This window comes from Flavonifractor sp. An91 (assembly GCF_002159225.1).
Taxonomy (GTDB): domain Bacteria; phylum Bacillota; class Clostridia; order Oscillospirales; family Oscillospiraceae; genus Flavonifractor; species Flavonifractor avicola.
Map to the genome: position 1 here is coordinate 1 of NZ_NFHA01000056.1, position 9163 is coordinate 9163.

Consider the following 9163-nt stretch of genomic DNA (forward strand, 5'->3'; position numbering starts at 1 on the left):
GGCGGCCGTTTTTCGTGGGAATCCGCCCCTTTTGCCGGGGAAACGGATTGCCACGCCAGTGTGCGCACTGGCTCGCAATGACAGGCTTGTGCAAAACAGCTATTTTGCAACAGGCCCTTTTTACCGTATTCAGGCGTGTTTGCCCTCCAGCTCCTTCCGGCGGCGGGCCAGAATGCGGGGGAAGCGCCACAGGAACATGGACCCGGTGGTGAGGGCGGCCAGAACGTCGGCCACCGGCTCAGCCAGAAACACCGCCATGACCTGGTGGCCGGTGATGAGCCGGGGCAGGATGAGAATGAGGGGAAGCAGCAGGATGACCTTCCGCAGCAGGGCCAGAAACAGGGAGATCTTGGCTTGGCCCAGGGCCACGAAGGTCTGCTGACAGGAGGTCTGGACCCCCAGCATAAACATTCCGCACACATAGATCCGCAGGGCCCACACCGCCAGATCCACCAGCTCCGGCTTATCGTTGAAGAGCATCACAAAGGCGTGGGGGAAGAGCTCCAGAGCCAGGCAGGCGGTACAGCTGAAAGTAAAGGCGCTGATCAGCAGCAGCTTGAAAGCCTTCTTCACCCGGTCCAGCTTGCCCGCGCCGTAGTTGAAGCCGATGATGGGCTGTGCCCCCTGGGCGATGCCCTGGAGGAGCAGGAAGAAGATCTGCAGCACGCTGGAGCAGATGGTCATGGCCCCCACGGCGGAGGTGCTGCCGTAGGCCTTCAGGGAGGCGTTGAAGGCCACGTTTACCAGGCTCTCAGTGGCGTTCATGATGAAGGGGGATACGCCCAGGGCCACCACCGGGGCCAGTACCTTGGGATTGATGCGGAAGTGCCGCCGCTGCAGCCGCAGCCTGGTGCGCTTGCCGGTGAGGAACCGGAGCACCCACACCGCCGAGACGCCCTGGGCGGTGATGGTGGCCAGGGCCGCGCCCTTGACGCCCATGTTGAAGCCGAAGATAAACACCGGGTCCAGCACGATGTTGGTCACCGCGCCGATGAGCACCGTGGCCATGGAGATGGTGGAAAAGCCCTGGGAGGTGATAAAGAAGTTAAGCCCCAGGGAGATCTCCACAAAAATGGTACCCCACAGATAGATGGTCAGATAGTCGGTGGCGAAGCCGATGGTCTCCTTCGTGGCGCCGAAGAGGAGGAGCATAGGCTCCTTGATGGCCAGGAAGAGGGCGGTCACCAGCACCGACAGGGCGATGAGCAGGGCGGTGCAGTTACCCAGGATGGCGTTGGCCTGATCCTCCTTGCCCTCGCCCATCCGTACCACAGCCCGGGAGCCGCCGCCCATGCCCACCAGGGCGGAGATGGCGGAGACGAACATCAGCACCGGGAAGCATACGCCAAGACCGGTAAGGGCCAGGTCTCCCACTCCTTCGATGTGGCCAATGTAGATCCGGTCCACAATGTTGTACAGGGCGTTTACCAGTTGGGCGGTGACCGAGGGCAGCGCCAGCCGCAGCAGCAGCTTGCCTACCGGGTCCCGGCCCAGGTCGTTTTCTCGTTTTGCCACAGCCATTACGCCTCGTCTTTCTCCAGAAAATAGGTGGCCTCCATGTCCGCCACGCTGAGGGCGAAGGCCAGAGGATACTGCTGGAAGGCCTGCCCCACCAGCCGCTTGTCCTCGTCGCCGGAGAAGCCCATGTGCCAGCGGATGGCCATGGCCTCCTCCCGGGTGAGGCGCAAAAAGCCGGAGAGAATGTACACGCTCTTCTCCCCGTGACCGTAGGGAAGATTATCCTCATAGAAGAAGGTGGGCACGCTCTGCCACTTGCCGTCGGGGCCCTTTACATTGCGGGTGCCGCCCCGGTAGCAGCCGATTTTGCATACGTCATGGAGGAGGGAGACCAGGGCAACCGTCTCCGGGGAGTAATCCAGGCCATACAGCTCCCGTACCCGTTCCCGCTCCAGATAGGCCTCCAGGCAGCGGTAGACGTTGACGCTGTGCTCGCACAGGCCGCCGGGGTAGGAACCGTGGAACCGGGCGGAGGCGGGAGAGGTGAAAAAGTCGCTCTTGTGCTCCAGGTAGTCCAGCAGAGCGTCGGAGCCCTCCCGGTGTATGTTGTCCCGGTAGATCTGAAGAAATACTTCCTTGCTGTCCATGACAGACCTCCTCGTAATTCGCTTAAAAATCAGTATAGCACAGCACCCTGCAAAAAACCACCCCATGCACCGCTGATTCGTACCCCGAATAGAATGGGCGGAACAGGAGGTGCTCCATGGAGTGGTTTTCCATGCTGGCGGCGGCGGTCCTGTTTGCCGCCGCCTGTAATTTTGATACGGTGATCCTGGCCATGGGCTGGGCGGTGCGGGGGGTACGTCCCTCCCCTGCCCACACCTTGGTGATCGCCGGGCTGACCACCCTCATCACCTGGCTGTCCCTGGTGCTGGGCGAGGGGGCGGCGGCCACCCTGGGCCGCAGCTTTGCCGGAGCCCTGGGGGGGCTGGTGCTGGCGGGGATCGGGCTGTGGTTCGTGCTGGACTGGCTGCGGGGTCTGGGAGAGACCGGACAGGAGGATACCCCCGCCGCCGGGAAGAGCCTGCTGGGCTGGGTGGCTCTGGCCGCCGCCCTGGCGGTGAACAACGCCGGGGTGGGCGTGGCCGCCGGGGCCTCCGGTGTAGGTCCGGTTCTGGCCTCTCTGGCCAATTTCATACTTACCCTGGCCGCCCTGCCCCTGGGCCGGGTGCTGGCCGACAAGGTGGCCGGGCGGCTGCTGGGCCGGTTCGCCCTCCCCCTGTCCGGCCTGCTCCTCATCGCCCTGGGGGTGTGGCAGGTGCTGGGGGGATGACTTCGCCCCGGCAAAGAAAAATCCCCGCGTCTTGAGACGCGGGGATTTGTGATGTACGGATGGAATTACTTCCGGCCGCCGCGGCGGGAGCTGCGGCGCTCGGCCTGGCGCAGCTCGGACAGCTTGCTGTCGGAGGAGGCCATAAACTGCTTCAGCCGATCCTCAAAGGTGGTGGGCTCGGCGGGAGCGGGCTTGCCACGGAAACCGCCGTTGAAGCCGCGGTCGCGTCCGCCGGGACGGCCCTGACCGCCGTGACCGGCGGGACGGGGAGGCGGATCCATAGCCTTTTTAATGGAGAGGTTGATACGGCCGTTCTCGTCGATGCCGATGACCTTGACCTTGACCTCCTGCCCTTCCTTCAGATGATCCTTTACATCGTTTACATAGGAATAGGCAATCTCAGAGATATGCACCAGCCCCGATTTGCCCTCGGGCAGCGAGACGAAAGCGCCGAACTTCGTGATGCCTGTGACCTTTCCTTCCACAATCGTACCAACACCAAACTCCATTTGCCTGAAAAATCCTCTCTTTCAAAATTCAATCGGTGAACTGGAAGACGTATTCGCCCGGCTCCACCAGGCCCAGCTTCTCACGGGCCAGGTCAGCCTGCCGGTCCGGATCGCCGCTGTTTTCCACGGCGTCGGCCAGGTCGGCGTTGACTTGCTTCTGCTCCTCCACCTGCTGTTGGGCGGCGGCCAGATCGGCCTGAGCGGCCTGGAGCTGACTGCGCATGGTCAGCAGGCCGGTGGCCGTGCCGATGAGCAGCGCCAGGATGACGAGTTTGGTCAGAAGGGATGCTTTCTTGAGTTTCATGGGTGACTCCTTCCCCGTCGGCGGCCCGGTCTGACCGGGGGGTATCTTCCGTTTCATCGGATATTGCATTTATTTTATACCACTTCGGCCGATAATGGAAGGCTTTTTTTGCGGATTTTCCGATTTTTTTACACAGCTTGCCCAGCACCACAACCGGTAGTGTCACAATATGCCAGACCGCCCCAACAAAATCTGCCAGCCGGTAGCCCAGCCACAAAAAGCCCCGGCTCAGGGCCCAGAAGTAGACCCCGCCGCCGGCCAGTATCCCGGCCAGCAGATAGCCCCGCACCTGTCCCCGGCCCGCCACCGTGGAGTAGACAAAGATGGCCGCCGTCACCACCAGCCAGAACAGCAGGTCCATTAGTCCCCCGATGAGGGGGAGGGGCAGGCGTACCCGCAGGATGCGCAGCAGATCGTAGATCAGCCCTGCCGCCGCCCCCAGGCCCACCGCTCCCAGCAGAAAGAGGGCCTGCTCCGATACCCAGATCTCCATCTCAACGGAACAGGCGGCCGAAGAAGCCGCCGGACTTCTCCCCCCGGCCGTCCTCGTAGGTGAGGGAGTCCACGTCCCCCTCCACCTTCAGGTCCCCGCCGTCCAGACTCAGCTTTTCAATGTGCAGATTTTCCCCCCGGATAATCAGGGTGCCCTGGGAGGTGTGCATGACGATGGTGTTTTCGTCAAAGCTCTCCACCTCCTCCACCCCGGACACCGACAGGCGCTCCCGGTCCTCCAGGATCAGATGGTGGGCCACCTCCGGCCGGCCCCGCTCACTTTCATACGGCATGACAATGCCCCTTTCCCACATAGTCTTGTCTCTACTATATGGGACAGGGGCATGGGATATGAGTCACGCCATGGCCTTTGCCATCACAGGGGCCAGCCGGCGGCTGAGGACCAGGGCCAGAGCCAGCTTGAGGGCATCGGGGATGAGGAAGGGGATGACGCAGCTCCACAGGGCGGATACCACCCCAATGGGGCCGCTGGTGGCGGCGTACATCAGCACGAACCAGGCGGTGCCGAAGGCGTAGCACACCGCCAGCCCCACAACGGCGGACAGCACAAAGACCACCGGGCCTTTGCCAAAGAGTGTCTGGGCCCCCCACATCACCAGGGGGATGAGGAGAAAGCCGATGAGATAGCCGCCGGTGACCCCGGCAAACCGACCGATGCCGCCGGAAAAGCCGGAGAACACCGGCAGGCCCACCGCTCCCAGCAGCAGGTAGACCAGCACGGACAGGGAACCCAGCTTGCCCCCCAGGATGCCCACCGCCAGGAAGATGGCAAAGGTCTGCAAGGTAAAGGGCACTACCGTGGGGATGGTGATCCAGGCGCACAGGGTAATGAGGGCCGCCATTACGGCGACGTGGACCAGAGACTTGACTTTCATGGTGGTACCTCCTGGGCATATTGTAAACTCTAATTGGATTATAGTTTACAATAGAGAGAATGTCAACTATAAAATCAAATTGGTTGACAAAGAGAGCTGAGGCAGGCTACAATATACCATAGAAAAAATGTGGGGGCGACCTTTAGGGTGGCCCGCCGGAAGGGGAAAGGATGGATGACCATGCTGCGGGATGAGGTACTGGCCCTGCTGAAGGCCCAGGGGGGCGCTCCCCTGTCGGGGGAGGCCATGAGCCAGAAGCTGGGGGTGAGCCGTGCGGCGGTGTGGAAGGCCATGGAGGGCCTGCGGCAGGAGGGGTATGTGATCTCCTCCGCTCCCCGCCGGGGCTATGCCCTGGAGGACTCCCCCGATCTCCTCTCCCCCGGGGAGCTGATGGTCCCCGGCCGGAAGATCGGCTCTAACCTGGTGTGCCTGGACACGGTGGACTCCACCAACAACGAGGTCAAGCGCCGGGCGGTGGATCAGGTGCCCGAGGGGCTGGTGGTGGTGTCCGCTGCCCAGACCGGAGGCCGGGGCCGCCGGGGCCGCAGCTTTGTGTCTCCGCCGGGGGGGCTCTACCTGTCCGCCCTGTTGCGGCCAAACTGTCCCCTGGAGCAGGTCAGCGCCCTCACCGCCTGGTCGGCGGTGGCGGTGTGCGACGCGGTAGAGCAGGTGTGCGGCATTCGTCCCGGCATCAAGTGGCCCAACGACGTGATTCTGGATGGGCGCAAGCTGTGCGGCATCCTCACTGAGCTGGAGTTGGAGGGTGAGACCGCCGCCCTGCGCTATGTGGTGGCGGGCATCGGGGTGAACCTGACCCAGACAGAAGAAGATTTTGGCCCCGAGGTGGCCCCCGTGGCCATCTCCCTGGCCCAGGCTATGGGAAAGGCTCCCCGCCGGGCGGAGATGGCCGCCGCCCTGCTGGACGCCCTGGACAGGCTGGACCGGGACTTTCCCGGGCAATGGGACCAGTGGCTGGAGCGGTACCGGGCCGGCTGCATCACCGTGGGCCGCCAGATCAAGGTGCTGCGGGGCCAGGAGGAGCGCATCGGCACGGCGGTGGGGGTGGACGATACCTTCGCCCTGGTGGTGCGCTGGGCCGACGGCAGCGAGGAGGCTCTCTCCTCCGGCGAGGTCTCCGTCCGGGGCCTGCTGGGCTATGTGTAAACAAAAAAGGACCGCACCCCATCGGATGCGGTCCTTTTTGCGTTTTAATAAATGGAGTCCAGAATCTCCACGATCTGGGCCACGCAGCCCTCCTCGCAGGAACACAGGATGCGGGCGCCCCAGTCCTTGACCTCCTGGGCGCAGTTGGAGGGGGCGAAGGGGATGGCCGAGATGGCCAACATGGGGATGTCGTTCTGGTTGTCCCCTACACAGTAGATCTTTTTGGGATCAATGCCCAGATAACGGGCCAGATAGGCCACCATGCCGCCCTTGTTGCTCCCCTTCCGGGTGAGCTCCAGCAGCACGGCGTTGGAGAAGATGACCTCGTAGTGCTCCGCCCACCGATCCAGCATATACCGCTGGGTCTCCAGCAGGATCTCGTTGCGCTGCTGCAAAATGACCTTGCTCCAGGGCAAAGGCATCCGGGCAATGGGCACCTCCGACGCAGTGGCCCCCGCCCGGGTCAGATGCCGGTGGGTGACCTCGTTGGGCTGATAGACGTAGATATCGTCGTGGTTGTAGGCCTCAAAGCCGATCTCCGGAATGTCCCGGGCCACCTGCTCCAAGTCCTCCCGCACCCGCTGGGGCAGGAAGGTCTCGTATACCATCCGGTCCTCATGGAAATCGTACAGAGCCGAGCCGTTGGACAGCACCACCGGCGCGTTGATGGGGGTGCAGCGGGCGTGGGGCGCAAAGGTGGGGTGAGCCCGTCCGGTGGCCACCGTAAAGATGCCCCCCTCCCGGGTAAAGTACTCCAGGGCGGTCAGGTTGGCGGGGGCCACCTGCATATTCTCACCATAGAGGGTATCGTCAAAATCGCTGACCAGCAGAACGCCGTCAAACTTTCCGATGGCAGCCGCCTCCCTTCTGAATTAAACTGGTATTATAAAGTTTATACCATAGCGCGCAGCTTTGTCAACACCGCCTCAAACCAGTGGGGCAGCGGGCACTCCAGGGTGACCCGTTCCCCGGTGCGGGGGTGGATGAAGGACAGCCGCCGGGCGTGGAGGCACTGCCCCGCCAGCCCCGGCCAGGGCTTTTTGGACCCGTATACCACGTCCCCCAGCAGGGGGTGACCCATGTAGGCCATGTGGACCCGGATCTGGTGGGTGCGCCCGGTCTCCAGGCGACACTGGATGTGGGTATAGCCGTTTAAATGCTCCAGCACCGACCAGTGGGTCACCGCCCGCCGGCCCTGGAGCTTGTTCACCGCCATCTTCTTCCGGTCGGTGGGGTGGCGGAAGATGGGGGCGTCCACGGTGCCCGACTCGTCCTTTAAATTGCCCACACACACCGCCTCGTATTCCCGGTACAGGGAGTGGTCCTGGAGCTGCTCCGCCAGAGACAGGTGGGCAAAGTCGTTCTTGGCGGCAATGATGAGCCCCGAGGTGTCCCGGTCGATGCGGTGGACAATGCCGGGGCGCAGCTCTCCGTTGATTCCGGAGAGTGAATTACCGCAGTGATATAACAATGCGTTGACCAAGGTGCCGTCAGGATGCCCGGCAGCGGGGTGAACTACCAGGCCCACCGGCTTGTTGACGGCGATGACGTCGTCGTCCTCGTAGATCACGTCCAGGGGGATGTCCTGGGGCGCCACATCAATGGGGGCGGGGTCAGGCAGGGCCAGCACCAATTCATCCCCCAGGCTGGTCTTGTAGTTTTTCTTTACCGGCAGGCCGTTCAGGGTAACGGCTCCATCCTCCAGCAGCCGCTGGGCTGCCGAGCGGGTCAGCTCGGGCAGCATCCGGGCCAGAAACTGGTCGGCCCGCTCCCCCGCCCGGTCGGCGGTCAGATGCAGGGGGGTCATGCCTTGTCCTCCTCTTTGCAGAACAGCAGGAAGTAGACGCAGAAGGCAATGCCGCCGCACACAATGCAGATATCCGCCACGTTGAAGATGGGGAAGTTCATAAACAGGGTCTGGAACATATCGGTGACATAGCCCAGGAAGAGCCGGTCAATGAGGTTGCCCACCGCACCCGCCAGCACCAGGGCCAGGGAGACCATGCCGAAGGGGTGGTTGAAGGTCTTTCTGACCATCAGCACGATGATAAGGATGGAGGCAGCCGCCGAGATCAGGGTGAGAATCCAGGTATGTTCCTCAAAGATGGAAAAGGCCGCGCCGGTGTTCTGGTAGTAGGTCAGCTGGAGGATGTGGGGCAGAAAGGGGACCCCCTCCCCCATGGGGATGTAGGCCCGGACCAGGAATTTCACCAGCTGGTCCAGCACCACCAGAGCGGCGGCCAAAATGGCGTAGAGCATAGTTTTAGGCTCCTTTGACAGATCGTTCTTCTCATTGTAACACGGACGGCCCTAAGGGGTCAATCCTCGGCGGGAACGGGGATCTCCCCGTGCTCCTGCTCGTACTGGTTCAGATAGGATTCCACGGCAATGCACAGCTGCATATTGATGGAGCGCCGCTCCTTGGCGGCCAGAACGCGGATCTTCTGCATGACCTCATGCTCCAGCCGCAGAGAATAGGGGGCTTCCTGAACGCCCATACTCATTCCCTCCTCGTTGTATCTATTTGTATCTTTATAATATCAATAAGAGTGATATTTCACAAAGATTTATATAGAGTTGACTAGAGTGATTAAGAATGATATTATGAGCGAAAGGGGGCATTTCTATGGAGGACAAAAAGAAAGCACGCACCATTTCCATCCAGGTCACCCCGGAGACCAAAGAAAAAGCGGTCTGGCTGGCCCGGCAGTCCTGCCGGAGCCTGTCCGCCTATGTCCGCCAGCTCCTTCGGGTGCAGATTCGGGACTATGAGGCGAAAAACGGGCCCATCCATCGGGACGGCGGGCGGCCATAAAGGTCGCCCCTACGGGAAACACCGGACCCACCCGGTCTGTTGTAGGGGCGGCCTTTATGGCCGCCCGCAAAAAAGGGCCTGTTGCAAAATGTGCAGCTCGTACAAAGACCCGTCATTCCGAGAAAAACGGCCGCCCACCGGGCGGCCGTTTTTCGTGGGAATCCGTCCCTTTTGCCGGGGAAACGGATTGCC

General features: G+C 62.2%; 13 protein-coding genes. 3 read left to right on the forward strand and 10 right to left on the reverse strand.

The genetic code is table 11. The features are described 5' to 3' along the window. Positions 1–129: 129 nt before the first annotated feature. Together B5G42_RS16705 and B5G42_RS16710 are read right to left on the reverse strand one after the other, a co-directional pair. Complete coding sequence (locus tag B5G42_RS16705; protein WP_087272825.1) at positions 130–1521, reverse strand: MATE family efflux transporter; 1392 nt, start codon at positions 1519–1521, stop codon at positions 130–132. Further along, positions 1521–2105, reverse strand: a complete 585-nt coding sequence (locus B5G42_RS16710; protein ID WP_087272828.1) for a hydrolase — start codon at positions 2103–2105, stop codon at positions 1521–1523. The genes B5G42_RS16705 and B5G42_RS16710 overlap by 1 nt, the downstream gene beginning before the upstream one ends. A 116-nt stretch (positions 2106–2221) precedes the next feature. Here B5G42_RS16710 and B5G42_RS16715 point away from each other — a divergent pair, with 116 nt between their 5' ends. Then, positions 2222–2791, forward strand: coding sequence for a sporulation protein (locus B5G42_RS16715; RefSeq protein ID WP_087272831.1), 570 nt, complete (start codon positions 2222–2224; stop codon positions 2789–2791). Between the two features lie 65 nt (positions 2792–2856). On the opposite strand, the gene B5G42_RS16720 is transcribed toward B5G42_RS16715, so the two are convergent. From B5G42_RS16720 to B5G42_RS16735, 4 genes are all read right to left on the reverse strand, one after another. Beyond that, on the reverse strand, positions 2857–3300 hold the full coding sequence (locus B5G42_RS16720) for a S1 RNA-binding domain-containing protein (RefSeq protein WP_087188930.1): 444 nt from the start codon (positions 3298–3300) through the stop codon (positions 2857–2859). Positions 3301–3328: 28 nt separating this feature from the next. Continuing rightward, a complete protein-coding gene (locus B5G42_RS18290; RefSeq protein ID WP_087330569.1) occupies positions 3329–3604 on the reverse strand; it encodes a septum formation initiator family protein in 276 nt (91 codons plus the stop codon). Positions 3605–4098: 494 nt separating this feature from the next. Next, positions 4099–4389 carry a sporulation protein YabP gene (gene yabP / locus B5G42_RS16730; protein WP_087188948.1) on the reverse strand — a complete coding sequence of 97 codons (291 nt, stop codon included), beginning with the start codon at positions 4387–4389 and terminating at the stop codon, positions 4099–4101. A gap of 63 nt (positions 4390–4452) precedes the next feature. Beyond that, positions 4453–4992 (reverse strand): biotin transporter BioY, encoded by a 540-nt coding sequence (locus B5G42_RS16735; RefSeq protein WP_087188928.1) that lies wholly within the window; start codon positions 4990–4992, stop codon positions 4453–4455. A 180-nt stretch (positions 4993–5172) separates the two neighbouring features. Here B5G42_RS16735 and B5G42_RS16740 point away from each other — a divergent pair, with 180 nt between their 5' ends. Next, positions 5173–6156 (forward strand): biotin--[acetyl-CoA-carboxylase] ligase, encoded by a 984-nt coding sequence (locus tag B5G42_RS16740; protein ID WP_087272853.1) that lies wholly within the window; start codon positions 5173–5175, stop codon positions 6154–6156. A gap of 44 nt (positions 6157–6200) precedes the next feature. Here the strand turns inward: B5G42_RS16740 and B5G42_RS16745 are convergent, their stop codons facing one another. From B5G42_RS16745 to B5G42_RS16760, 4 genes are read right to left on the reverse strand one after another with little or no spacing between them, the layout of a single operon-like run. After that, entirely contained in the window at positions 6201–7007 is an 807-nt protein-coding gene (locus B5G42_RS16745; RefSeq protein WP_087272837.1) for an HAD-IIB family hydrolase, read from the reverse strand. Positions 7008–7048: 41 nt separating this feature from the next. Beyond that, positions 7049–7963 carry an RluA family pseudouridine synthase gene (locus tag B5G42_RS16750; protein ID WP_087272840.1) on the reverse strand — a complete coding sequence of 305 codons (915 nt, stop codon included), beginning with the start codon at positions 7961–7963 and terminating at the stop codon, positions 7049–7051. Continuing rightward, entirely contained in the window at positions 7960–8415 is a 456-nt protein-coding gene (gene lspA, locus B5G42_RS16755; RefSeq protein ID WP_087272843.1) for a signal peptidase II, read from the reverse strand. The genes B5G42_RS16750 and lspA overlap by 4 nt, the downstream gene beginning before the upstream one ends. Before the next feature lie 59 nt (positions 8416–8474). Beyond that, positions 8475–8654 (reverse strand): hypothetical protein, encoded by a 180-nt coding sequence (locus B5G42_RS16760; RefSeq protein ID WP_087272846.1) that lies wholly within the window; start codon positions 8652–8654, stop codon positions 8475–8477. A 128-nt stretch (positions 8655–8782) separates the two neighbouring features. Here B5G42_RS16760 and B5G42_RS16765 point away from each other — a divergent pair, with 128 nt between their 5' ends. Continuing rightward, positions 8783–8971, forward strand: a complete 189-nt coding sequence (locus tag B5G42_RS16765) for a hypothetical protein (RefSeq protein WP_087272849.1) — start codon at positions 8783–8785, stop codon at positions 8969–8971. The last annotated feature ends 192 nt before the right edge of the window (positions 8972–9163 follow it).

What these genes read in the sequence shown, in the direction of transcription:
- B5G42_RS16705 (WP_087272825.1), bottom strand. Translation starts at nt 1,521, where the DNA reads ATGGCTGTGGCAAAACGAGAAAACGACCTGGGCCGGGACCCGGTAGGC.
- B5G42_RS16710 (WP_087272828.1), bottom strand. Translation starts at nt 2,105, where the DNA reads ATGGACAGCAAGGAAGTATTTCTTCAGATCTACCGGGACAACATACAC.
- B5G42_RS16715 (WP_087272831.1), top strand. Translation starts at nt 2,222, where the DNA reads ATGGAGTGGTTTTCCATGCTGGCGGCGGCGGTCCTGTTTGCCGCCGCC.
- B5G42_RS16720 (WP_087188930.1), bottom strand. Translation starts at nt 3,300, where the DNA reads ATGGAGTTTGGTGTTGGTACGATTGTGGAAGGAAAGGTCACAGGCATC.
- B5G42_RS18290 (WP_087330569.1), bottom strand. Translation starts at nt 3,604, where the DNA reads ATGAAACTCAAGAAAGCATCCCTTCTGACCAAACTCGTCATCCTGGCG.
- yabP (WP_087188948.1), bottom strand. Translation starts at nt 4,389, where the DNA reads ATGCCGTATGAAAGTGAGCGGGGCCGGCCGGAGGTGGCCCACCATCTG.
- B5G42_RS16735 (WP_087188928.1), bottom strand. Translation starts at nt 4,992, where the DNA reads ATGAAAGTCAAGTCTCTGGTCCACGTCGCCGTAATGGCGGCCCTCATT.
- B5G42_RS16740 (WP_087272853.1), top strand. Translation starts at nt 5,173, where the DNA reads ATGCTGCGGGATGAGGTACTGGCCCTGCTGAAGGCCCAGGGGGGCGCT.
- B5G42_RS16750 (WP_087272840.1), bottom strand. Translation starts at nt 7,963, where the DNA reads ATGACCCCCCTGCATCTGACCGCCGACCGGGCGGGGGAGCGGGCCGAC.
- lspA (WP_087272843.1), bottom strand. Translation starts at nt 8,415, where the DNA reads ATGCTCTACGCCATTTTGGCCGCCGCTCTGGTGGTGCTGGACCAGCTG.
- B5G42_RS16760 (WP_087272846.1), bottom strand. Translation starts at nt 8,654, where the DNA reads ATGGGCGTTCAGGAAGCCCCCTATTCTCTGCGGCTGGAGCATGAGGTC.
- B5G42_RS16765 (WP_087272849.1), top strand. Translation starts at nt 8,783, where the DNA reads ATGGAGGACAAAAAGAAAGCACGCACCATTTCCATCCAGGTCACCCCG.